General features: G+C 60.6%; 25 protein-coding genes. 21 read left to right on the top strand and 4 right to left on the bottom strand.

Annotated features, from left to right (window positions below; all coding sequences use genetic code 11):
• Positions 1-32 precede the first annotated feature (32 nt).
• Positions 33-1499: a cytosine permease gene (locus tag C4J94_RS20400; protein ID WP_124387797.1), complete on the top strand. Its 1467-nt coding sequence runs from the start codon at positions 33-35 to the stop codon at positions 1497-1499.
• The gene (locus C4J94_RS20395; protein WP_124387796.1) at positions 1492-2409 is read left to right on the top strand and encodes a PfkB family carbohydrate kinase; all 918 of its coding nucleotides are present in this window, start codon (positions 1492-1494) and stop codon (positions 2407-2409) included. The genes C4J94_RS20400 and C4J94_RS20395 overlap by 8 nt, the downstream gene beginning before the upstream one ends.
• Positions 2410-2524: 115 nt before the next feature.
• Here C4J94_RS20395 and C4J94_RS20390 read toward each other — a convergent pair whose 3' ends face one another.
• On the bottom strand, positions 2525-2902 hold the full coding sequence (locus tag C4J94_RS20390) for a Rho termination factor N-terminal domain-containing protein (protein WP_124387795.1): 378 nt from the start codon (positions 2900-2902) through the stop codon (positions 2525-2527).
• Between the two features lie 29 nt (positions 2903-2931).
• Positions 2932-3282: a hypothetical protein gene (locus C4J94_RS20385; protein ID WP_124387794.1), complete on the bottom strand. Its 351-nt coding sequence runs from the start codon at positions 3280-3282 to the stop codon at positions 2932-2934.
• A gap of 190 nt (positions 3283-3472) precedes the next feature.
• Here C4J94_RS20385 and C4J94_RS20380 point away from each other — a divergent pair, with 190 nt between their 5' ends.
• The 6 genes from C4J94_RS20380 to C4J94_RS20355 all read left to right on the top strand — a co-directional run bounded on the left by C4J94_RS20380 (position 3473) and on the right by C4J94_RS20355 (position 9403).
• Positions 3473-3952 (top strand): GNAT family N-acetyltransferase, encoded by a 480-nt coding sequence (locus C4J94_RS20380; protein WP_124387793.1) that lies wholly within the window; start codon positions 3473-3475, stop codon positions 3950-3952.
• 149 nt (positions 3953-4101) lie between these two features.
• Positions 4102-4923: an SDR family oxidoreductase gene (locus C4J94_RS20375; protein WP_124387792.1), complete on the top strand. Its 822-nt coding sequence runs from the start codon at positions 4102-4104 to the stop codon at positions 4921-4923.
• A gap of 32 nt (positions 4924-4955) precedes the next feature.
• A complete protein-coding gene (locus tag C4J94_RS20370; RefSeq protein ID WP_124387791.1) occupies positions 4956-5936 on the top strand; it encodes a substrate-binding domain-containing protein in 981 nt (326 codons plus the stop codon).
• Positions 5933-7432, top strand: a complete 1500-nt coding sequence (araG, locus tag C4J94_RS20365; protein WP_124387790.1) for an L-arabinose ABC transporter ATP-binding protein AraG — start codon at positions 5933-5935, stop codon at positions 7430-7432. The genes C4J94_RS20370 and araG overlap by 4 nt, the downstream gene beginning before the upstream one ends.
• 19 nt (positions 7433-7451) lie before the next feature.
• Positions 7452-8417: an L-arabinose ABC transporter permease AraH gene (araH, locus tag C4J94_RS20360; RefSeq protein ID WP_124387789.1), complete on the top strand. Its 966-nt coding sequence runs from the start codon at positions 7452-7454 to the stop codon at positions 8415-8417.
• A 182-nt stretch (positions 8418-8599) separates the two neighbouring features.
• Positions 8600-9403, top strand: a complete 804-nt coding sequence (locus tag C4J94_RS20355) for an IclR family transcriptional regulator (protein WP_124387788.1) — start codon at positions 8600-8602, stop codon at positions 9401-9403.
• Here C4J94_RS20355 and C4J94_RS20350 read toward each other — a convergent pair whose 3' ends face one another.
• A complete protein-coding gene (locus C4J94_RS20350; RefSeq protein WP_124387787.1) occupies positions 9404-10456 on the bottom strand; it encodes an NAD(P)-dependent alcohol dehydrogenase in 1053 nt (350 codons plus the stop codon).
• A 181-nt stretch (positions 10457-10637) separates the two neighbouring features.
• On the opposite strand from C4J94_RS20350, the gene C4J94_RS20345 reads away from it, so the two are divergent.
• Positions 10638-11528 carry an AraC family transcriptional regulator gene (locus C4J94_RS20345; RefSeq protein ID WP_124387786.1) on the top strand — a complete coding sequence of 297 codons (891 nt, stop codon included), beginning with the start codon at positions 10638-10640 and terminating at the stop codon, positions 11526-11528.
• 169 nt (positions 11529-11697) lie between these two features.
• Here C4J94_RS20345 and C4J94_RS20340 read toward each other — a convergent pair whose 3' ends face one another.
• Complete coding sequence (locus tag C4J94_RS20340) at positions 11698-13362, bottom strand: electron transfer flavoprotein-ubiquinone oxidoreductase (protein WP_124387785.1); 1665 nt, start codon at positions 13360-13362, stop codon at positions 11698-11700.
• Between the two features lie 505 nt (positions 13363-13867).
• Here C4J94_RS20340 and C4J94_RS20335 point away from each other — a divergent pair.
• From C4J94_RS20335 to C4J94_RS20280, 12 genes are all read left to right on the top strand, one after another.
• Positions 13868-14617, top strand: a complete 750-nt coding sequence (locus C4J94_RS20335) for an electron transfer flavoprotein subunit beta/FixA family protein (protein ID WP_124387784.1) — start codon at positions 13868-13870, stop codon at positions 14615-14617.
• Between the two features lie 2 nt (positions 14618-14619).
• The gene (locus tag C4J94_RS20330; protein ID WP_124387783.1) at positions 14620-15549 is read left to right on the top strand and encodes an electron transfer flavoprotein subunit alpha/FixB family protein; all 930 of its coding nucleotides are present in this window, start codon (positions 14620-14622) and stop codon (positions 15547-15549) included.
• A gap of 72 nt (positions 15550-15621) precedes the next feature.
• On the top strand, positions 15622-16437 hold the full coding sequence (locus C4J94_RS20325; RefSeq protein ID WP_124389027.1) for an ABC transporter substrate-binding protein: 816 nt from the start codon (positions 15622-15624) through the stop codon (positions 16435-16437).
• 9 nt (positions 16438-16446) lie between these two features.
• The gene (locus tag C4J94_RS20320; protein ID WP_124387782.1) at positions 16447-16809 is read left to right on the top strand and encodes a DUF4398 domain-containing protein; all 363 of its coding nucleotides are present in this window, start codon (positions 16447-16449) and stop codon (positions 16807-16809) included.
• A complete protein-coding gene (locus C4J94_RS20315; protein WP_124387781.1) occupies positions 16806-17618 on the top strand; it encodes an OmpA family protein in 813 nt (270 codons plus the stop codon). Before C4J94_RS20320 ends, C4J94_RS20315 begins: the two co-directional genes overlap by 4 nt.
• A gap of 203 nt (positions 17619-17821) precedes the next feature.
• On the top strand, positions 17822-19261 hold the full coding sequence (locus C4J94_RS20310) for a PLP-dependent aminotransferase family protein (protein WP_124387780.1): 1440 nt from the start codon (positions 17822-17824) through the stop codon (positions 19259-19261).
• A 94-nt stretch (positions 19262-19355) separates the two neighbouring features.
• Positions 19356-19847: a translation initiation factor 2 gene (locus C4J94_RS20305; RefSeq protein WP_124387779.1), complete on the top strand. Its 492-nt coding sequence runs from the start codon at positions 19356-19358 to the stop codon at positions 19845-19847.
• 160 nt (positions 19848-20007) lie between these two features.
• Positions 20008-20262 carry a YkgJ family cysteine cluster protein gene (locus C4J94_RS20300; RefSeq protein ID WP_124387778.1) on the top strand — a complete coding sequence of 85 codons (255 nt, stop codon included), beginning with the start codon at positions 20008-20010 and terminating at the stop codon, positions 20260-20262.
• Positions 20263-20303: 41 nt separating this feature from the next.
• The gene (locus C4J94_RS20295; protein WP_124387777.1) at positions 20304-20909 is read left to right on the top strand and encodes an START domain-containing protein; all 606 of its coding nucleotides are present in this window, start codon (positions 20304-20306) and stop codon (positions 20907-20909) included.
• Between the two features lie 102 nt (positions 20910-21011).
• The gene (locus tag C4J94_RS20290) at positions 21012-21248 is read left to right on the top strand and encodes a hypothetical protein (protein ID WP_124387776.1); all 237 of its coding nucleotides are present in this window, start codon (positions 21012-21014) and stop codon (positions 21246-21248) included.
• Between the two features lie 213 nt (positions 21249-21461).
• Positions 21462-21803: a ribonuclease E inhibitor RraB gene (locus C4J94_RS20285; protein ID WP_057721151.1), complete on the top strand. Its 342-nt coding sequence runs from the start codon at positions 21462-21464 to the stop codon at positions 21801-21803.
• 452 nt (positions 21804-22255) lie between these two features.
• A complete protein-coding gene (locus C4J94_RS20280) occupies positions 22256-23665 on the top strand; it encodes a circularly permuted type 2 ATP-grasp protein (protein WP_124387775.1) in 1410 nt (469 codons plus the stop codon).
• The last annotated feature ends 1 nt before the right edge of the window (position 23666 follow it).

The following is a 23666-nucleotide window of genomic DNA, read 5'->3' as shown; positions in this document are numbered from 1 at the left end:
ACCACAACAATAAGACATCAGGAGCCCCACACATGAGCAGCCCTTCTTCCGGCCAAGGCGCCGGGCAATTGGAAACGCGCGGCATCGAACCGGTCCCGGAAGGCGAGTGCAACGGGCATCCGCTGCAGCTGTTCTGGGTATGGTTCGCGGCCAATATCAGCATCCTGGGCTTGCCGCTTGGCGCCACGCTGGTGGCGTTTCGTGGCCTGGCCATCTGGCAGGCGATCATCGTCGCGATTCTTGGCGCTGCCGGTTCGTTCGCGGTAGTGGGCATTATCTCCATCGCCGGTCGCCGTGGCCGTGCGCCCAGTCTGACCCTGTCCCGGGCCATCTTCGGCGTGCGCGGCAATATCGGCCCGACCCTGGTGTCGCTGATGTCGCGCCTGGGCTGGGAAACGGTCAACACCACCACGGCCGCCTTTGTGCTGCTGTCGCTGTGCTCGATCCTGTTCGGCTCTGCGGTGGAAGCGAAAAGTGCGCCGTTGCTGACCCTGATTTTCATCGGCCTCTTCGTGCTGTTGACCCTGGCCGTTTCCGGCCTGGGCCACGCCACCTTGCTGGTGATCCAGAAATGGGCGACCTACGTGTTCGGCGCCCTGAATATCCTGGTAGGCGGCTTCCTCTGCGCCACCATTGACTGGAGTGCGGTGTTCAATGCCGCCCCGGCACCGCTGAGCGCCATGATCATTGGCGTCGGCACCATGGCGGCCGGCACCGGCATCGGTTGGGCCAACGCCGGAGCCGACATGTCGCGTTATCAGCATCGCAGCGTCAAGGCCGCGCGCCTGGTGGCCTCGGCGGCATTCGGCGCGGGCATCCCGCTGGTATTGCTGATCACCCTCGGTGGTCTGTTGTCGGTGGGTAACAACGACCTGGCCTCGGCCACCGACCCGATCATTGCGATCCGCGACATGCTGCCGACCTGGATGGCGGTGCCCTACCTGATCACGGCGTTTGGCGGGCTGCTGTTATCGAACAATCTGTCGGTGTATTCCGCCGGCCTCACCACCCTGACCCTGGGCTTGAAGGTCAAGCGCGTGCATGCGGTGATCGTCGACATCGTGGCGATTTTTGCCGGCTCCATTTACTTCATGCTGATTGCCGAGAGCTTCTACGGCCCGTTCATTACCTTCATCTCGTTGCTGGCGGTACCGATTACCGCCTGGGTGGGGATTTTCGTGGTCGACCTGATTCACCGTCACTACTACAGCCCCAGCGATTTGCTGGATGTCAGCCCGAGCAGCGCTTATTGGTATCGCGGCGGTGTGGAGTGGCGCGCATTCGGCGCCTGGGCGCTGGCCATTGTGCTGGGTTTTTGTTTCACCACCATTGGCACCACGGCCGAAACCATCTGGTTCGCCGGGCCGTTGTCTGACTCCTGGCTGGGCCATAACGGCCTTGGCTGGATTGTCACCTTCCTGGTGGCCGGCGGGGTCTATGCCGCACTGGGCGGCGCTGCCGATCGACGCCCGGCGTCAGTCGAGCGTGCCAATGCCTAGATTGCTGCATACCGGGCAGGTCATCGTTGACCTGGTCATGGCCCTCGATAACCTGCCTGTGTCCGGTGGTGACGTGTTGGCCAGGTCGGCCAGTTTCGAGGCCGGTGGCGGCTTCAACGTCATGGCCGCTGCGCGGCGCAATGGCCTGCCGGTGGTTTACCTAGGGCGCCACGGCAACGGTCGGTTTGGTGACCTGGCCCGCGCCGCGATGCAGGCCGAAGGCATTGAAATAGCCTTGCCGGCGAGCAGTGGCAAGGACACCGGTTTGTGCGTAGCCCTGACCGAAGCCACCACCGAGCGCACGTTCATTTCCCATCTTGGTGCCGAGGGTGAACTGAGTGCCGAGGACCTGGCCCGGGTCGTCCCGCGTGCCGATGACTATGTGTATGTCAGCGGCTACAGCCTGTTGCTTGAGGGCAAGGCTCAGCCGTTGCTCGACTGGTTGCTGGCGCTGCCGCGCGAGGTGGTGGTCGTGTTCGACCCAGGCCCGTTGGTCAAGGCGCCGGACTCGGCCATGATGCGCGCATTGTTGTCGCGTATCGATATCTGGACCAGCAATGGCCCGGAAGCGCTGGCATTTACTGGTGCTAGCGATATCGCCACCGCGCTGTCCGAATTGAATCGACACCTGCCTGCCGAGGCGCTGTTGGTGGTGCGCGACGGGCCGAAGGGTTGCTGGGTGGGGCGCGGGAGCGAAATCGAGCATGTGCCGGGTTTCAAGGTGCAGGCGGTGGACAGCAATGGCGCGGGGGATGCGCATGCCGGGGTATTTATTGCCGGGTTGGCGAAGGGCTTGAAACCGCTTGAGGCCGCACGTCGAGCGAATGCGGCGGCGGCGTTGGCGGTGACTCGCTGGGGGCCAGCAACTTCCCCCGGCATCGCCGAGGTGGATTCGTTGCTGACTGAATAAACACACATCCAAATGTGGGAGGGGGCTTGCCCCCGATAGCGGTGTGTCAGCCAGCTCATCTATAACTGACCCACTGCTATCGGGGGCAAGCCCCCTCCCACAGTTGGAACTGTGTCTAGCCGGCTTTTTTCAGCGCTTCGATAAGCTCATCCTTTCGCATGCTCGAACGCCCTGGAATATCCTTGGCCCGCGCTTCCTTCATCAGGCTTTCCTTGGTTTGCGTCCCCAGCGAGGCGCGGCTGCTGCGAGGTTGTCCCTCACGGCTGGCTGCCGCTCGCTTGGCCGAATCCTGGCGATCCTGAGCCTTCTTGGCCGGCGCCTTGCGCTTGCCGGATCCAGCCTTTTCACCCCCGCCAGACTGCTTGTTGACGGTGGCCCAGGCACGCGCTTCGGCTTCGTCCTTGGACACTCCCCTGTGCTCATAACTGTCTTCGATATGAGCGGCTTTGCGTTTCTGTTCTTCGGTGTATTTCGCTTTGCTTCCACGAGGCATCGCTAACACTCCTTCTGGCCATGGAGGTATCAAGGCGCAGGTTGTTTGGGTGCACCTGGGATATTCGAGTCGTCGCCTTTGTTGATCTTCGGCTCATTTTGGTTGACACCAGGGCCCATTTTTCCATTGCCCACGGCAGCGGGTGCCTGGCGCTGGGTGTCATTGCCCTTGGTGCGCGGGTCGGCGCCGTTGTCGATGATCGCGCCGCCATTGGTGTCCAGGCCAGTGCCCATGGAATCCTGGGATTCCTGTGTGGCAGGGCTTGGCGGCGAGCCGACCGGATCAGTCTTGCCGGTGGACGAACTCGCGGCAAAGGCGTTCAACGACGCGGCAGACAGCAGGCCGGTGAGCGCGAGGGCAGCCAATTTGGAATTCTTCATCACGTGTCTCCTTTGGATTAATGTCCTTACTCTGTATTGGTCAGCCCCTATTTGCGGTTCGTGCCTTAATGGCGACGAACGGTGCTGCGCGACCTGTAAGATTTTGTGTGGCTGCTATACGGAAATTGCGCTGCAATCAGTCATCAAAGCGTCTTAGTATGTGGACTTTGAATTTGCCCAAGGCGCACCCATGACCATCGAGATTCGCCCCGCCGTACCCAGCGATGCTGCGCAGATCCTGACGTTCATCACTGAGCTGGCCGAGTATGAGAAAGCCCGGCACGAAGTGATCGCCAGCGTGGTGGATATCGAACGCAGCCTGTTCAGCGAAGGCGCTACCGCCCACGGCCTGATCTGTTCGCGCGACGGTATGCCGATTGGCTTTGCGGTGTTCTTTTTCAGCTATTCCACGTGGCTGGGCAGCAACTGCCTGTATCTGGAAGATCTCTATATCAACCCGGAGCAACGCGGCGGCGGGGCGGGCAAGAAGTTGCTGCGACATCTCGCCAGAATCGCTTGCGACAACGGCTGCGGGCGCTTCGAATGGAGCGTGTTGGACTGGAACGAGCCGGCGATTGCTTTCTACAAATCCATCGGCGCGCAACCTCAGGAAGAGTGGGTGCGCTATCGCATGGAAGGCAATGCGCTGAGGGATTTTGCCCAAGGCTGACAGGGTTGCAGAGCCGGCCGATCACGGCCGGTTTTTTTATAGTTTTGCTCACATTATGGGATGTAAATTTATATATTGAGATATTTCAAATGATGGGTTTATAGTCGCCTGCATCAGCACTCACTACCAAAAATAAAACAGGTGAAGCGATGCAGGCACAACCGTTGTCCTTACCCGCCGTGCCCGAGCCGACTTACGGCGAGCGCCTCAAGCACAAGGTGGTGATCATCACCGGTGCAGCGCAAGGCATTGGCGAGGCGATTGTCGCGTGCTTCCAGGCGCAGCAGGCGCGGTTGGTGATCGCAGACATTCAAGGCGATAAAGTCGAAAAAGTGGCGGCCCATTGGCGCGAGCGCGGCGCCGAAATTATCGCGCAAGCCGTCGATATCACTTCCAAAGAGCAATGGCAGGCGCTGGTCAACGTGGCCATCGAGCGCTTCGGCCGCGTGGACGTGCTGGTGAACTGCGCCGGGGTCAACGTGTTTCGCGACCCGCTGGAAATGACCGACGAAGATTGGCGCCGTTGCTTCGCCATTGACCTGGATGGCGCCTGGTACGGTTGCCGCGCGGTGCTGCCGCACATGATCGAGCAGGGCATCGGTAACATCATCAACATTGCTTCCACCCACTCCAGCCACATCATCCCCGGCTGCTTTCCCTATCCCGTCGCCAAGCACGGCCTGCTCGGCCTCACCCGCGCCCTTGGTATCGAATACGCGCCCAAGGGGATCCGCGTGAATGCCATCGCGCCGGGCTATATCGAAACCCAGCTCAACGTCGACTACTGGAACGGGTTCCCCGACCCTCAGGCGGAGCGCCAGCGTGCTTTCGAGCTGCACCCGCCCAAGCGCATCGGCCAGCCGGTCGAGGTGGCGATGACCGCGCTGTTCCTGGCGACCGACGAGGCGCCTTTTATCAATGCCACCTGCCTGATGATCGATGGCGGGCGGTCTGTGATGTACCACGACTAAATCGTTTTCCAACAATAAGAAGGAGGTGGTCCATGTTCAAGAAGACACTCGGCGCTGTGGCGCTGGCAATGGCGTTCAGCGGGTTCGTATCGGCTGAAGAAGTGAAGATCGGTTTCCTGGTCAAACAGGCCGAAGAACCCTGGTTCCAGACCGAATGGGCTTTCGCTGAAAAGGCCGGCAAGGAGCACGGTTTCACCGTGATCAAGATCGCCGTGCCGGACGGTGAGAAGACCCTCTCGGCCATCGACAGCCTGGCTGCCAATGGCGCCAAGGGCTTTGTGATCTGCCCGCCGGACGTGTCCCTGGGCCCGGCGATTGTCGCCAAGGCCAAGGTCAACGGCTTGAAAGTGATCGCCGTGGACGACCGCTTCGTCGATGCCAAGGGCAACTTCATGGAGGACGTGCCGTACCTGGGCATGGCTGCCTTCGAAGTGGGCCAGAAGCAGGGCGCCGCGATGGCCGCCGAAGCGAAAAAGCGCGGCTGGGATTGGAAAGACACCTACGCTGTGATCAACACCTTCAATGAACTGGACACCGGCAAGAAACGCACCGACGGCTCGATCAAATCCCTGGAAGAGGCTGGTATTCCCAAGGACCATATCCTGACTGCTGCGCTTAAAACCCTCGACGTGCCCGGCAGCATGGACGCCACCAACTCGGCGCTGGTCAAGCTGCCCAGCGGCGCGAAAAACCTGATCATCGGCGGCATGAACGACAACACCGTGCTCGGCGGCGTACGTGCTACCGAAAGCGCCGGTTTCGCGGCGGCCAACGTGATCGGCATCGGCATCAATGGCACCGACGCCATCGGCGAATTGAAGAAAGCCAACAGCGGTTTCTTCGGTTCGATGCTGCCTAGCCCGCACATCGAGGGCTACAACACCGCGCTGATGATGTACGAGTGGGTGACCAAGGGCACTGAACCGCCCAAGTACACCGCCATGGATGAAGTGACCTTGATCACGCGCGAAAACTTCCAGGCCGAACTGACCAAAATCGGTCTGTGGAAATGACCGCTGCAGCCCTTCGATTTGATGCAATCGGCAAAACCTTTCCTGGGGTCAAGGCGCTGGATGGCATCAGCTTCACCGCCCACCCAGGGCAGGTGCATGCGCTGATGGGCGAGAACGGTGCGGGTAAATCGACGCTGCTGAAGATCCTCGGCGGCGCCTATATTCCCAGCACCGGCTCGGTGCAGATCGGCGAGCAGGTCATGGCCTTCAAATGCGCCGCCGACAGCATCGCCAGCGGCGTTGCGGTGATTCACCAGGAGCTGCATCTGGTGCCGGAAATGACCGTTGCCGAGAACCTGTTCCTTGGGCATATGCCGTCGCGCTTTGGCGTGGTCAACCGCGGCGTGCTGCGCCAGCAAGCGCTGGCGTGCCTCAAGGGCCTGGCCGATGAAATCGACCCTGAAGAAAAGCTTGGGCGCTTGTCCCTGGGCCAGCGCCAATTGGTGGAAATCGCCAAGGCGCTGTCCCGTGGCGCCCATGTGATCGCCTTCGATGAGCCGACCAGCAGCCTTTCGGCTCGGGAGATCGACCGTTTGATGGCGATCATCACGCGCCTGCGCGACGAGGGCAAAGTGGTGCTCTACGTGTCGCACCGCATGGAGGAGGTGTTCCGCATCTGCAATGCGGTGACGGTGTTCAAGGACGGCCGCTTCGTGCGCACCTTCGATGACATGAGCGCACTGAGCCACGACCAGTTGGTGACCTGCATGGTCGGTCGCGATATCCAGGATATCTACGATTACCGACCGCGCGAGCACGGCGAAGTCGCGTTGAAGGTCGACGGCCTGCTCGGCCCCGGCTTGCGCGAGCCGTTGAGTTTCGAGGTGCGCAAAGGCGAGATTCTCGGCCTGTTTGGCCTGGTCGGTGCCGGGCGTACCGAACTGCTGCGCCTGCTCAGCGGCCTTGAGCGCAACACCGCGGGGCATCTGCAACTCTGCGGAGAACCGCTGCACCTGCGCTCACCACGCGATGCCATCGCTGGTGGTGTGTTGCTGTGCCCCGAGGACCGCAAGAAGGAGGGCATCATTGCGCTGGCCAGCGTTGCCGAAAACATCAACATCAGTGCCCGTGGCGCCCATGCGGCATTTGGCTGGTTGCTGCGCGATCACTGGGAGAAGGGCAACGCCGACACTCAAATCAAGGCGCTTCGCGTGAAAACGCCGAATGCCGAGCAGAAAATCATGTACCTGTCCGGCGGCAACCAACAGAAAGCCATTCTCGGCCGCTGGCTGTCTATGCCGATGAAGGTGCTGCTGCTGGACGAGCCCACGCGGGGTATCGACATCGGCGCCAAGTCGGAGATCTATCAGATCATTCACAACCTCGCGGCGCAGGGCATTGCGGTGATTGTGGTGTCGAGCGATTTGATGGAGGTGATGGGCATCTCCGACCGCATCCTGGTGATGAGCGAAGGCGCCCTCACCGGCGAGCTACCTCGCGAGCAGGCAGACGAAGCACGGCTGTTGCAACTGGCACTCCCGCGTACGCGGGCTTGAAGAATTCGAGGGCACGGGTATGTCTGAAGTAAAAACGGCAAAAGGCTTCTGGCCGGGGTTCAACCAGCGCAAGTTCCTAGATGACTGGGTCATGCTACTGGCGGCGTTGGGCATCTTTGTGCTCAGCGCGCTGTTTATCGATAATTTCCTGTCGCCGCTGAACATGCGCGGGCTGGGCCTGGCGATTTCAACCGTGGGCATTGCCGCATGCACCATGCTGTTCTGCCTGGCGTCGGGGCATTTCGACTTGTCGGTGGGCTCGGTGATCGCCTGCGCGGGTGTGGTGGCAGGGATCGTGATACGTGACACCGACAGCGTGGTGCTCGGCGTGTCGGCTGCCTTGGCCATGGGTCTGCTGGTGGGGCTGATCAACGGTATCGTCATTGCCAAGCTGCGCATCAACGCGTTGATCACCACCCTGGCGACCATGCAGATCGTGCGAGGCCTGGCCTACATCTTCTCCAACGGCAAGGCGGTGGGGGTGATGGACGAAGGCTTCTTCGTGTTCGGCAACGGCCAACTGATGGGCGTGCCGGTGCCGATCATCATTACCGTGTTGTGCTTTGTGTTCTTTGGCTGGCTGCTCAACTACACCACCTATGGGCGCAACACCATGGCGATTGGCGGCAACCAGGAAGCGGCGCTGCTGGCCGGGGTCAACGTTGATCGCACCAAAATCATCATTTTTGCCGTGCACGGCCTGGTCGGCGCACTGGCCGGGGTGATCCTGGCCTCGCGCATGACCTCGGGCCAGCCGATGATCGGCCAGGGTTTCGAGCTGACGGTGATCTCGGCGTGCGTGCTGGGCGGTGTGTCGTTGAGCGGCGGTATCGGCATGATCCGTCATGTGATTGCAGGGGTGCTGATCCTGGCGATCATCGAGAACGCGATGAACCTGAAAAACATCGACACGTTTTATCAGTACGTGATTCGCGGTTCGATCCTGTTGCTGGCGGTGATCATCGATCGCCTGAAGCAGCGCTGATTAAAAGTCGGATGAGGACTAAATGTGGGAGGGGGCTTGCCCCCGATGGCGGTCTATCAGTAGGCAGATGTGCAAGCTGACCCACCGCTATCGGGGGCAAGCCCCCTCCCACAGTGGATCTCCTGTGTTCAGGAGGGCGGTATTTGCCATAATGCCCCCGCTTTTTTATCTATAGGCCCGATATGCAGGAAAACGCTCACTCCCCCGTCAAAGACACCGCCCCTACCGGCACCCAGACCCTGCTGCGCGGCCTGGGCGTGGTGCAAGCGGTGGCGGCGGGCGCACGGGATCTCAAGGAGATCGCCCGGCGCATCGGCACCACCCGCAGCACCACGCACCGCCTGGCCAGTTGCCTGGTGGAGGAGCGTTACCTGCGTGTTGTACCGCAAGTGGGTTACCTGCTGGGGCCGAAGCTGATCGAACTGGGGTTCCAGGCGCGCGAAGAACTGCCGCTGGTCAACCTGGCGGTGCCCTATCTGGACGAGTTGTCAGCCCTCACCGGCGACACCATCCACCTGGCGATTCGTGAATACGACGAGGTGCTTTACCTGCACAAGAACCCTGGCCGCAATGGACCGGAAATGCGCTCGCGCGTGGGTCATCGCATGCCGCTGGCACGCACCGGCATCGGCAAGGCGTTGATGCTCGATGATGGAGTGGAGGAATGGCAGCGCCTGTACCACGTCAGCCTGCCGGCGGGGGGCAAGAACCTGCAGTGGCCGCAGCACCCCGAGCAGTCCTGGGCACAGTTCGAGCAGCGCATGCATGAATACGTGGTGGGCGGGTATGCGTTCGACCTGGAAGACAACGAACCGTCGATCCGTTGCGTCGCGGCACCGGTGCGCGACGCCAGCCGGCGAATTGTCGCCGGCATCAGCATCGCCAGTACCGTGCCCTACATGCCGCTGGAGAAAATGGCCGAGCTGATCCCTGTGATCAAACAGGTCGCGGCTCGGCTCTCGGCGGAACTGGGCGCGAAGGCCTGATCAGGCCTTCAGGGTCGCCATGTCGATGACGAAGCGGTACTTCACATCACCGGCGATCATCCGTGTGTAAGCCTCGTTGATCTGGCGGATGTCGAGCATCTCGATGTCGCAGGTGATCCCATGCTCGGCGCAGAAATCCAGGACTTCCTGGGTTTCGGCAATGCCGCCGATCAGCGAGCCAGCCAGCACTTTACGGCCCAACACCAGTTTGGCGGCGTTGACGGGCGGGTCCACCGGCTCGATCAGGCCGACCAGGATATGCACGCCGTCAAAGCGCAGCACATCCAGGTAGGGGTTCAGGTCGTGCTGCACCGGGATGGTGTCGAGCAGGAAGTCGAAGTGCCCGGCGGCGGCTTTCATCTGCTCGGCATCGGTGGACACGATCACATGGTCGGCGCCCTGGCGACGGCCTTCTTCGGCTTTGCTCGCCGAACGCGTGAACAGCGTCACTTCGGCGCCCATGGCCTTGGCGAACTTGATGCCCATATGGCCCAGGCCGCCCATGCCGAGGATCCCGACCTTGTCGCCGGCCTTCACGCCGTAGTGCTTGAGCGGCGAGTAGGTGGTGATGCCCGCGCACAGAATCGGCGCAGCGCTGGCCAGGTCGAGCTTGGCCGGGATCTTCACCACAAAGTGCTCGCTGACCACGATGCTGTCGGAGTAGCCGCCCATGGTGTTGCTGCCGTCCACCCGGTCCGGGGTGGCGTAGGTCATGGTGGGGCCTTCGAGGCAGTATTGCTCCAGGTCCGCCTGGCAGGCTGTGCACTGGCGGCACGAGTCGACCATGCAGCCTACGCCGACCAGATCACCCACCTTATGGGCGGTGACGCTGGCGCCGACGGCGGTGACTTTACCGACGATCTCGTGGCCCGGCATCAGTGGGTAAACGGCGATGCCCCATTCGTTGCGCGCCTGGTGAATATCGGAGTGGCACACGCCGCAGTAGAGAATGTCGATTGCCACGTCATCGGCGCGCGGGCTGCGGCGTTCGAACGACATGGGGGCGAGGGGAGTGGTGGCCGACTGGGCGGCGTAACCGATGGCGGTGTACATGGAGAAACCTCGCAAAAGCAGTGACAAGTGAGGCGGGCCATTCTCCGCGCCACTCCCGGATGCGGCCATGGTGATTGCTCCGAGTCTCATGCCTATTCGTCCGGGTGTGCACCTGGTTTGGATCTTCCGGTCGCCAGATCTGCGATGATGCTCCCATCCCTTTTTCGCGAAGTTTTTTGCCATGTTGTTGACCCGCCATCTCGACGCGAATGCCGCGTTGGTTGCCTTGATAAAGGGGCTTACGCCTCGCGACGGTTTCTCCCCGACAAATCTGCCTGGCGTGAAGGTATTACGCGCCAGTTGCGACGTGGCGCGCGGGCCGCAGATTTACGAGCCGAGCCTGATGATCGTGGCCCAGGGCAGCAAAGTCGCCTATCTGGGCCCGCGCACTCTGGAATACGGTGCCGGGCATTACCTGATCCAGGCGATGCCGGTGCCGTTTGAATGCGAGACGTTTGCCCTGCCGAATGCGCCGCTGTATGGCGTCACCGTCGGCATTGACCGCGTGGTGCTTGGCGAACTGGTCATGGCCATGGGCATGCAAGCCGGGCCGCCGCCGGCTGCGCAGACCCTGGAGTCGATGAGTTCGGTGGTGCTCGATGACGCCATGCGCGGGTGTGTCGAACGGCTGTTACAGTGCCTGCACGATCCGCTGGAAAGCCGGATCATGGGGCCGGCGCGGGTACGCGAGTTATTGTTCACCGCACTGCGCGGGCCACAGGCCGATGTGCTGCGCGCGTTGGTGGAACAGCAGGGGCAGTTTTCGCGGATCGCCACATCCTTGAACCACCTGCATGCCCATTTCGCCGAACCGCTGAACATCGAGACACTGGCCGGTTTTGCACATATGAGCGCGTCGACCTTTCACGAACACTTCAAGCGCTGCACGCTGTTGTCGCCGGTGCAGTACCTCAAGCGTTTGCGGTTGCTCAAGGCGCAGCAACTCTTGCTGGTAGACGGCATGAGCGTGGCGCAGGCAGCGCATAGCGTGGGGTATCAGAGTACGTCGCAGTTCAGCCGCGAGTACAAACGCTACTTCCTGCGCAACCCCGGCGAAGAGCGCGCGGCCTAGCGCTTGCTGACACGATGGGACCCAAATGTGGGAGGGGGCTTGCCCCCGATGGCGGTGTATCAGTCAGCCCATCTGTGGCTGACCCACCGCTATCGGGGGCAAGCCCCCTCCCACAATTTTAATTGATGTCGGCCATGAAAAAGGCCCCCATCCGGGGGCCTCGCTTGGCTTACATATTCGGGTAAGTCGGCCCACCCGCACCTTCCGGTGTCACCCAGGTGATGTTCTGCGAAGGGTCCTTGATGTCGCAGGTCTTGCAGTGCACGCAGTTCTGGGCGTTGATCTGGAAGCGCTTCTCGCCGTCTTCCTGGGTCACCACTTCATACACGCCGGCCGGGCAGTAGCGCTGCGCCGGTTCATCGTAGAGCGGCAGGTTGGTGCCGATCGGGATGCTCGGGTCCTTGAGCTTCAAGTGGCACGGCTGTTCTTCTTCGTGGTTGGTACCGGAGATGAACACCGAGCTCAGCTTGTCGAAGCTCAGCTTGCCGTCGGGTTTGGGGTAGTTGATCTTCTTGCTGTCTTTGGCCAGCTTCAGGCAGGCGTAGTCCGGCGTGGTGTCGCGCAGGGTGAACGGGATCTTGCCGCCGAAGATGTTCTGGTCCAGCCAGTTGAAGCCGCCGCCGATGATGGCGCCGTATTTGTGCACCGCTGCGCCGAAATTGCGGCTGGCGAAAAGTTCTTCATACAGCCAGCTCGATTTGAAGCTGTCGACGTAGGCCGTCAGTTCATCACCGCCTTCGGATTCGGCAAACAGGCGGTCGGCCACGGCGTCGGCAGCAAGCATGCCGGACTTCATCGCAGTGTGGCTGCCTTTGATCTTGGAGAAGTTCAGGGTGCCGAGGTCGCAACCGATCAGCGCGCCGCCCTTGAAGACCATCTTGGGCAGCGAGTTCAGGCCACCCTTGGCGATGGCGCGGGCGCCGTAGCTGACGCGCTTGCCGCCTTCCAGGTACTGGGCCAGCACCGGGTGATGCTTGAGGCGCTGGAACTCATCGAACGGCGACAGGAACGTGTTGCTGTAGGACAGGTCGACGATCAGACCAACCACCACCTGGTTGTTTTCCAGGTGATAGAGGAACGAGCCACCGGTGTTTTCGTTGCCCATGATATCCAGCGGCCAACCGGCGGTGTGCACCACCAGGCCCGGCTGATGTTTGGCCGGATCGATTTCCCAGATTTCCTTGAGACCGATGCCGTAGTGCTGGGCGTCGGCGTCGCTGGCCAGGTTGAAACGCTCGATCAGCTGCTTGCCAATGTGGCCGCGGCAGCCTTCGGCGAACAGCGTGTACTTGCCGCGCAACTCCATGCCGGGGGTGTACAGGCCTTCTTTGGGCTTGCCTTCACGGTCAACGCCCAGGTCACCGGTGATGATGCCGCGCACCACGCCGTTTTCATCGAACAGCGCTTCCTGGGCGGCGAAACCTGGGTAGATTTCCACGCCAAGGTTCTCGGCCTGTTGGGCGAGCCAGCGGCACAGGTTGCCCAGGGAGATGATGTAGTTGCCTTCGTTGTGCATGGTCTTGGGCACAAAGAAGTCGGGAACCTTGGTGGAGGTCTCGCTGCTGCGCAGTACATAGATGTCGTCACGCACCACCGGGGTGTTGAGCGGGGCGCCGAGTGCTTTCCAGTCCGGGAACAGCTCGTTCAGGGCGCGTGGTTCGAACACCGCACCGGAGAGGATGTGGGCGCCGACTTCGGAGCCTTTCTCGACCACGCAGACGCTGATTTCCTTACCGGCTTCGGCGGCCTTCTGCTTCAGGCGGCAGGCGGCGGACAGGCCCGCCGGGCCGGCGCCGACGATGACCACGTCGAATTCCATGTATTCGCGTTCCACAGGCTATCTCCTACTCAAGGCTCAACAGGCTTTTTTTCTAATGGGTGGAGGTTCGGTGATGTCTTGCGGCAACGGCAGGACCTACCTTTCTCTCTAGGTGGCGCATTATATCTACACCACTGGCAGCGTCCAATACAAACGTTTGTTTGAATTGCCCGCAGGCTAGGTAAATCAAAGCAACGCGGCTTATGACTGACCATTTTGCCGTATTGACCAGAATAGGCGTTCCGGTCAATATACGGTCGGTTTTGCGCTGACCGTAGGCAGACTGCAGGTTTCAAGAGCACGTCCAAAAGCAAGACAGGTGACGCGCGCCGCGTGATGGCGCGCAGTTTACACGCTGCGATAAAGAATGACTTCTCAGTCACCCCTGACGAACGGTCATTACTTCCCGTGAGCAAGGTCATCCGCCGACGTTTTTGGAGGTGCCCTTGTGTGCCGATGAGCATCAACCGCCAGGTTCGCCTAGGCGACTTTCTTTTCACCGGAGAGTAACGAGGAATCCATGAAGGTTCTTGTAGCTGTCAAACGCGTTGTCGATTACAACGTGAAAGTTCGCGTCAAGGCGGACAATTCCGGCGTCGACCTTGCTAACGTCAAGATGTCGATGAACCCATTCTGTGAAATCGCCGTGGAAGAAGCCGTACGCCTGAAAGAGAAAGGCGTGGCGACCGAGATCGTCGTGGTTTCCATCGGCCCGACCACTGCCCAGGAGCAATTGCGTACCGCCCTGGCACTGGGCGCCGACCGCGCCATCCTGGTCGAGTCCGCTGAAGAACTGACCTCCCTGGCCGTGGCCAAGTTGCTCAAGGCCGTCGTCGACAAGGAACAGCCTCAGCTGGTGATCCTTGGCAAACAAGCCATCGACAGCGACAACAACCAGACCGGCCAGATGCTGGCTGCACTGACCGGTTACGGCCAGGGCACCTTCGCCTCCAAAGTGGAAGTGAGCGGCGACAAGGTGGCAGTGACCCGTGAAATCGACGGCGGCGCGCAGACAGTTTCCCTGAGCCTGCCGGCCATCGTCACCACCGACCTGCGTTTGAACGAGCCGCGCTACGCGTCCCTGCCAAACATCATGAAAGCCAAGAAGAAGCCTCTTGAAGTGCTGACTCCAGATGCTTTGGGCGTTTCCACCGCCTCCACCAACAAGACCGTCAAAGTCGAAGCGCCGGCTGCACGCAGCGCGGGCATCAAGGTCAAGTCGGTGGCTGAACTGGTCGAGAAACTGAAAAACGAAGCGAAGGTAATCTAACCATGACTATCTTGGTAATCGCAGAACACGACAACAAAGTGCTGGCCCCGGCCACGCTGAACACTGTGGCTGCTGCCGCTAAAATCGGTGGCGACATCCACGTACTGGTTGCCGGACAGGGCGCTGGCGCCGTGGCTGAAGCCGCCGCGAAGATCGCCGGTGTGAGCAAAGTCCTGAACGCTGACAATGCTGCCTACGCGCATCAGTTGCCGGAAAACGTTGCGCCGCTGGTTGCCGAGCTCGGCAAGGGCTACAGCCACATCCTGGCGGCGGCTACCTCCAACGGCAAAAACATCCTGCCACGCGTTGCCGCGCAGTTGGACGTCGACCAGATCTCCGAGATCATCTCGGTTGAAAGCGCCGATACCTTCAAGCGCCCGATCTATGCCGGTAACGCCATTGCTACCGTACAGTCCAACGCTGCGGTCAAGGTCATCACCGTGCGTGCCACCGGTTTCGACCCGGTCGCCGCTGAAGGTGGTTCGGCTGTTGTAGAAGCGGTTGCTGCCGCCCACGACGCCGGTACTTCCAGCTTTGTCGGCGAAGAGCTGGCCAAGTCGGATCGCCCTGAGCTGACCGCTGCCAAGATCGTCGTTTCCGGCGGGCGCGGCATGCAGAACGGTGACAACTTCAAGCACCTGTACGCCCTGGCCGACAAGCTGGGCGCTGCGGTCGGCGCCTCGCGCGCTGCCGTCGACGCAGGTTTCGTACCCAACGACATGCAGGTCGGCCAGACTGGCAAGATCGTTGCGCCACAGCTGTACATCGCGGTCGGTATCTCCGGCGCGATCCAGCACTTGGCCGGTATGAAAGACTCCAAGGTGATCGTTGCGATCAACAAGGACGAAGAAGCACCGATCTTCCAGGTGGCTGATTACGGCCTGGTCGCGGACTTGTTCGAAGCTGTCCCTGAGTTGGAGAAGCTGGTCTAATCCAGTCGCTTCACTTATAAAGAGCCCGGTCTGATGACCGGGCTTTTTTTTGACCTGCTGGAGCACCTCGCCATGCAATTGCGTCCCCTGATCCTGCTGCTGGGCCTTGCGCTGCTGCCGACGTTGTCGCAGGCAGCCGGCAAGTGCGAACGCCTGGTGATCACCGGCAGCCCGGATGCCCCGCCGTTGCTGTGGCGCGACCCGCAGGACCCGACCCACCTGATCGGCGCCACCGCCGATGTGCTGCAACAAGTCGCTGCAGACCTGGGCCTGAAAATCGACCTGCTCTACGGCGGTAAACGCTCCCTGGCCCTGGATGAAGTGCGCAGCGGACGCATGGACATACTCGCCGATGCGCCGTTGAATCTCGGCGAACTGGAAACCCTCGACTACATCCACCCGGCGTTGGTGCAGATCGATTACCTGGTCTGGACGCGCAAGGACTCGCCCCTGGTTTATGCCGCCGCTGGCGACCTGCACGGCCACAAGGGTGCGGTTTCGGAGCGCGCACGTTTGAGTGCCGGGTTCGAAACCTTTGCCAGTCAGCAACTGACCCTGCAGCGTCTGCCCACCCTGACGCCGGCGTTCCAGAAACTGTTGCTGGGGGAGGTGGACTATGTGCTCGCCAGCCGCTATTCCGGGATGGCCATGGCGCAGACCCTGGGCATGGATCATGACCTGGTCGCACGCGAAGTACCGATCGACCAGCCAGGCCTGTACCTGGCGATTTCCCACAATTCGGCCTGCAACGATCCGTGGCTGCGCGGACAGCTGGCAAAAAAGATGACAGAATTGCCCGCGTCCGGTGTGACGCAAGCCGCGTTGCAGCGCAATCTGGAGCGTTGGAAAGCGCAATTGCAACAGCCCGTCGGCACCCCAACAAAGTAGGGATTTTCAGTGACTCTTCGACCTCTTTTCGCGGCCCTCGCCGTTGTCGCTCTGGCGGGATGCGCCACCGATCCTGCGCCGACCGAACAAATGCGCCTGACCCAGCAAGCCCTGGAGCAAGCCAACGCGGTCGGCGCCAATACCGATGAATCGACCGAGCTGAAACAGGCCGAAGACAAATTCGCCAAAGCCAAGGCCAACATGGCCGACCAGTCCTACAAGCATGCGCGTATGCGGGCCGAACAGGCCGAGTTGGATGCGCGTCTGGCCGAGGCCAAAGTGCTGACCGGCAAGAGCCAGGAACAACTGAACGTGGTCAACACTCGCATCGCCCGCCTGCGCAAGCAGCTGCAGTTGGGAGAAGCCCAATGAGCCCGATGATGCGTGGTGTAAGCGCGGTGTTACTGCTCAGCGCTACGGCGTTGGGCGGTTGTGCCAGCCAGCCCAACAGCGAGCAGGCATTGCAACAGGCCGGCAACGATTTCCAGTTGGTCAAGGAAGACGCCAATGTGTTGCGCTTCGCGCCCAAGGACGTGATCCGCGCGGGTGAATCCCTGGCCCGTGCCGACCGCCTGTCCAGCTACTGGGGCAGCGGCGCCGACGTTGCGCATTACGCCTACCTGAGCCAGCGTTACAGCGCCATCGCCCGTGAACACACCGAGCAAGGGCTTAACGCCGAGCGCCTGGCCAAACTCGAGCTGGAGCGCCAGCGCCTGCAACTAGCGTTGCGTGAGAGCAAGCTGGCCAGCGTGCAGCAGCAGGGCAAATGGGTGGAGCAGCAAATCGCCAGCCTGACCACCCAGACCGACCGTGGCCTGGTGATGACCTTGGGCGACGTCCTGTTCGATACCGGCGAAGCAGAGCTGCAGAACTCGGCCAACCGCACAGTGTTGAAGGTCGTACAGTTCCTGCAATTGAACCCCAAGCGCAAGGTGCGCATCGAGGGCTACACCGATAACACCGGGGGCGAACGTGACAACTTGAACCTGTCCCATGACCGTGCGCAATCAGTGGCGGATTTGCTGATAGACCTGGGCATCGATGAAAAACGCATCGAGGTCGAGGGCTATGGCGACAAATACCCCGTGGAGGCCAATGCTTCCGAACGTGGCCGCGCGCAGAACCGTCGTGTGGAAATCGTCTTCTCCGACGATAAGGGCCAACTCGGCGCCGCTCGCTAAAGCCTTGCGCTGTCCGAGAATGTGGGAGGGGGCTTGCCCCCTCCCACATTTTTCCTGCCAATGTCTGAAAATTCGACCCGCACGGTTTTTTCTGTCACTCCCCCCCGCGCTCGACTATTGTGGCAACTGTCCCCGTACACTTCTAAACTGTGCCGGTATGTTTCACACAAAAATAAAATACCCGTGAAATCGAGTGCTGCGTCATGACCAATCTGTTGCTCTACCAACGTATTGCCCAGCAACTGGCTGAGGACATCCGCCGTGGTGTTTATCAGCCGGGGGAGCGCGTGCCTTCGGTGCGCAAGATGAGTTCCCAGCTCAATGTGAGCCATGCCACGGTGCTGCAGGCGTACGCCAACCTGGAAGACCAAGGGCTGATCCGGGCGCGGCCGCAGTCAGGCTATTACGTGCACCAGACACCCGCACTCACGGCGCCAACGCCGGACATCGCGCGGGTTGAACGCCCAGGGTTGGTCACCCGCAGCAGCATCATCCAGCAGGTGTTGGTCGAGTCGCGCCGTGAAGGCGTATTTCCCTTGGGCGCGGCAGTGCCGAGTGTGGATTACCTGCCGGTACGTGCGTTGCACCAGCAGTTGGCCAAGGTCACGCGCTTCCAGAGCCCGCGCGCATTCAGCTACATGTTCAGCCCAGGTTTCGAACCGCTGCGCCGCCAGGTGGCGATTCGCATGCGCGATGCCGGCGTGGTGGTGGACCCGTCCGAAGTGGTGATTACCCACGGCTGCGTCGATGCGTTGCAGATGTCCCTGCGCGTGCTGACGCGTCCCGGCGATCTGATCGCCGCGGAGTCACCGACCTATTACGGCTTGCTGCAACTGGCTGATTTGCTGGGCCTGAAGGTAATCGAGATCCCCAGTGACCCGGCCACCGGCATGAGCCTGGAGGCCCTGCAACTGGCCGCCAACCAGTGGTCGATCAAGGCGCTGGTGCTGACCACGCGCCTGAGCAACCCCTTGGGCGGCACCATGCCCGAAGAGCGGCAGAAACAATTGCTGCGGCTGGCCTCGGATTTCGATATCCAGATCGTCGAGGATGATATCTACGGCGAGCTGATGTTCGAACTGGGCCGCACCAAGGCCTTGAAAGCCTATGATCGTCTGGACCGGGTCATCTACTGCTCGAGCTTTTCCAAGACCCTGTCCCCCGGCGTGCGCATCGGCTGGATGATCGCCGGTAAATACCAGCAGGAAATCCAGCGCCTGCAGATGTTCAGCACCCACTCGGCGTGCAGCGTCACCCAGATGGGCGTTGCGGCTTACCTGGAGAACGGCGGTTACGACCGGCACCTGCGTTACATTCGTCAGGAATACCGCAAGAACCTCAGTGCCTTCCAACTGGCGGTGCAGCAGTATTTTCCTGAAGGCACACAGATGACCCGTCCGACCGGCGGCTTTATTTTATGGGTCAGTTTGCCGGGGCGAGTCAACACCCAGGAACTGCATGTGCGTGCCCTGCAACAGGGCATCAGTATCGCGCCGGGGCTGATTTTCAGTAATACGGAACAGTTCAACCACTGTATCCGGCTCAATTGCGGCACCGCGTGGAACCGCGAGGCAGAGCGGGCGCTGATGACCCTGGGCATGCTTGCCAGCCAGTTATGTCAAGAGACGGCGGCGGGCTTTTGAGAGGCGCAAAGGGGGACAAGATTGATCTCTGTGCTTGTCATGCCACGCACAACAAGCGAGCATATGGCCTTCTGCCGTTAATGCTGTTGGCGATATGACCTCTATTTTTCGCGCTGTCTGGATGGTTGGCTTGTTAAGTCTATGCAACGTTGGCACTGCGCTGGCGGCGTCGCCTGTGACAGCAGCCAAGCCTGCTGCAAGCGCCGAAGAGAAGACCCCTGCGAAAAAACCGCTACCGGCGAAGAAGGCACCGGAGGCGAAGAAAAAAGCCGCCAAGGTTAAAAAACGCGCACCGATCGCTAGCAAGTCCAAGTCCGCCCACGAAGTGGCCCAGACCAAATTGCCACCGGCACAGTTGGACCTGTCTCTGCCTTCGGACATGGTCAAATTGCTGCAACCCATTGGCACTATGCCAAAACCCAAGAGTGTGCCGTTATTGCCGCCGCTGTTTGGTGAGAAGCCTTCCGACAACAGCGCGTTCCAGATCAACGGCCGTTTGCTCAGCAATGAGATGAAGCTGCAGTTGCGTAACGATGAGCGGCGCGAGGTGGAAGGCGCCGCGCTGGATTTCGAATTCAAGCAATAAACTTTCCGTCATCAGTGACCCGCGCCACCGACCATCTGTCGCAGACTGGTCGGTCACTTTTGTTTTGTGCGAAAAACCTTTGTTGGACCATTTTAAAACGGCTGTTTAAGGGCGTACTCTAGCCCGGCCATCCCATTGAGTCGTCGAGGACCTGTTGGTCATGAAATGCCGTGAAGGCTGTGGCGCTTGCTGCATCGCCCCCTCCATCAGTTCGCCATTGCCGGGAATGCCCCAGGGCAAACCTGCCGGCGAACGCTGCCTGCACTTGTCGGTCGAACTGCTGTGCCAGCTGTTCGGTCAACCGGAGCGGCCGGCGGTGTGCAGTCATTTCAAGGCCGATATCGAGGTCTGCGGCAACGACCAGGCCGATGCGATCCGCTTGATCGGCTGGTGGGAGCAGATGACGGCGGCTTGATGGGCTTTACTATCGGAACTTCAACAACAAGGAATACAACGATGGGTTCGCTGAAACGAATGGCTGTGGTGTGCGGTTTTACGATGATGTTTGCGGGTGCTGCCCAGGCTGAGGATTGGCAAGACGCCAAGAACGAGGATGGCATCAAGGTGTCCCTGAGTGAAGTGGCCGGCTCCAAGTACAAGGCGTATCGCGGTGTTACCGTGATCAAGGCGCCAGTGGCGAAGATCCAGGCCCTGCAGGAAGATGTGGCCGGCGCCTGCTCGTGGATTCATGAGTGCAAATCCCAGAAGCTGGTCGACAAGAAAGGCGATGAGGCCTGGACCTACACCCAGTTCAAGGCGCCGTTCCCGGTGACGGACCGCGACTCGTATATCCATGTCACAACCACCAAGGCCGCTGACGGTACCGTTACCCGTACATTGCAGGGCGTGCCGACCTACAAGCCGGAAGAAAAAGGCTATGTCCGGGTCGCCCAGGTGGAAGGCTTCTGGAAGCTGGTGCCCAAAGGCGCCAATGAGACCGAAGTGACCTACCAGGTGCACACCGAGCCGGGCGGTAGCGTGCCGTCGTGGTTGGCCAACAAGTTCGTGGTGGACGCGCCCTTCAACACCTTGAAAGCCCTGAAGGAACACGCCGAAAAGTAAGCGCGGCGGATCCTGTGCCTCCTGCCTTGAGTGGAACGTTTGGCAAACCCTCAAGGTCCGATAGATGTGAGCCCACATGCGGGCTTTATCGAGGAGGCATTGATGCAAAAGTGGCAAATTACTTTCGTTGATGATCACGGCGTGCAGTCCGTGGAGCAGTTCAGCTGCGAACATAAGCCCAGCCTCGAAGACGCTGCGCATTTGATCCGCAGCAAGCTGGTGCCCGTCGCCGCTGAACTCGACCTCAATGACCTCGAGGGCCGCAAACCCGAGCCCACGGTCAAGATCCTCAAAGACCAGAACAGTATTCAAATCCTCGACATCTCATCCGCCGTCTGAACATTTCCTCCAAGCCATTCAAGCGCCTCTGGTAGAGGTGATAGCTTCGCGCTACTCTGCAATCGAGATCAGCGAATGAATCGCTAAGGTCTGGTCTTGTCAGCTACATGCTTGTTTTCCTGCGGTGTTTTCATTGCCGTGGTGCCCGCGCCAGCAGCGCGCGGGCTTCAGGAAGCACGGAAAGTCTATCCATCAGTCTGAGGAGGACGTTTCATGAGCACAGCCTATCAAGAAGACATCAGCACCAACGTTCTGCGCCGCATGAAAGAAGGCGGCTTTGACTTCTCACGTTTTCACCCCATCGAGTTCTACGCCATTTTCCCCGATGAAGAACGGGCGCGCAGAGCGGCGGGTCGATTTCGTGGCGAATCCCTGAACGCCCAGGTCAGCGCCCGCGACGATGGTGCCTGGTACCTGGAACTGAGCAAAATCATGTCCGCAACCTACGACGGTATAGGAGACTTCGAGCAGGACTTTGAGGCGGTGGTAGAGCCGTTGGGTGGGATTATCGAAGGCTGGGGCGTCAAGCAGGAGGTGCGTGGGTTACCCATGTAGTGTTTATGAGCAACACAGCGTATCGGCTGGCCTTAGGGTCGGCCGTTTTTGTTTGAGCGACCGAAAAGTTTTCTGAACTTGCATTGGGCTTTTCCGCACCAAAAAAAAAGCCACCCGAATAGGGTGGCTGAAAGGGAAGATCGAGGAGCCGATCAGTTCACGAGCTGACACGTTACTGGCTGGGCAAAGGGTTTAGCTGTAGGACATATCCTGTTCAGCCGATAGACGCGATTATCCGCAGGTGCAGGCGGGCAGTGAAATCAACTCTGGCTATGCTGTTGATAGTCATGGACCGCATTGCCATGAAGCATGCGACAAGGCTGCGCTCATTCCGCGCACCAGGACGGTGCGATGGGGATTCCCGGTTTATCTAACCTTCTGATTTCTGAGTGTTTATGCCGCTGGCACGGGGCTTGCGAAGGTCCATGCGTCCGGGTGACAAGGAGTACGGCATGATCCGCACTTATTACAATGAAATGTACGATGGGGCAGGGCAGGTCCGTCCCCACTACCGCGAGTTCGCCCGCTGGCTGGCCGACACCCCTGCTGAATTGCTGGCCCAGCGTCGGCGCGAGGCCGATTTGCTGTTCCACCGTGCCGGGATCACCTTCACGCTGTATGGGGACGAGCAAGGGACTGAACGCTTGATTCCCTTTGACACCATCCCGCGCAGCATACCGGCGAGCGAATGGCGCATGGTCGAGCGCGGCTGCATCCAGCGGGTCAAGGCGCTGAACATGTTCCTCGCCGATCTGTACCACGAGCAGCGCATCATCAAGGCCGCGATCGTTCCCGCCGAACAGGTGCTGGCCAACGAGCAATACCAGTTGGCAATGCAAGGCTTGAACCTGCACCGTGATCTGTATTCGCACATCTCCGGGGTCGATCTCGTACGCGATGGCGACGGCACTTACTACGTGCTGGAGGACAACCTGCGTACGCCGAGCGGCGTCAGCTACATGCTCGAAGACCGTAAGATGATGATGCGCCTGTTCCCCGAGCTGTTTGCGGCCCAGCGTATTGCGCCAATTGACCATTACCCGAACCTGTTGCTTGACACCCTGAAAAGCGCCAGCCCCCTGGATAACCCCAGTGTGGTGGTGCTCACCCCGGGGCGCTTCAACAGTGCCTTCTTTGAGCATGCTTTCCTGGCTCGGGAAATGGGGGTGGAGCTGGTGGAAGGCGCCGATTTGTTCGTGCGTGATGACCGCGTATTCATGCGCACCACTGACGGCCCCAAAACAGTGGACGTGATTTACCGCCGTCTCGACGACGCGTTTCTCGACCCCCTGGCGTTTAACCCGGCTTCGATGCTCGGCGTGCCGGGCCTGCTTGCGGCCTACCGCTCGGGCAACGTCGTGCTGGCCAACGCGATCGGCACGGGGGTGGCGGATGACAAGTCGGTGTACCCATTCGTTACCGAGATGATCCGTTTTTACCTGGATGAGGAACCGATCCTGCAGAACGTTCCGACCTTTCAATGCCGTAAGCCCGACGAGCTGTCTCACGTACTGGCCAATCTGCCCGAGCTGGTAGTCAAGGAAACCCAGGGCTCCGGCGGCTACGGCATGCTAGTGGGCCCGGCGTCCACGGCGGCGGAAATCGAAGCCTTCCGCGCGCGCATCAAGGCCAAGCCCCACGCCTACATCGCCCAGCCAACCCTGTGTTTGTCCACCTGCCCTACGTTCGTCGAAAACGGCATTGCCCCACGGCATATCGACCTGCGCCCATTCGTGCTGTCCGGCAGGGAAACCCGGGTGGTGCCAGGAGGCCTGACCCGTGTGGCGTTGCGCGAAGGCTCTTTGGTGGTGAACTCGTCCCAGGGCGGCGGCACCAAAGACACCTGGGTGGTCGAGGACTGAC

The sequence above is a fragment of the Pseudomonas sp. R5-89-07 genome (assembly GCF_003851685.1).
Lineage (GTDB): Bacteria > Pseudomonadota > Gammaproteobacteria > Pseudomonadales > Pseudomonadaceae > Aquipseudomonas.
Note: the sequence above shows the minus strand (reverse complement) of the source record. Positions and strands in the feature narration are given on the sequence as shown.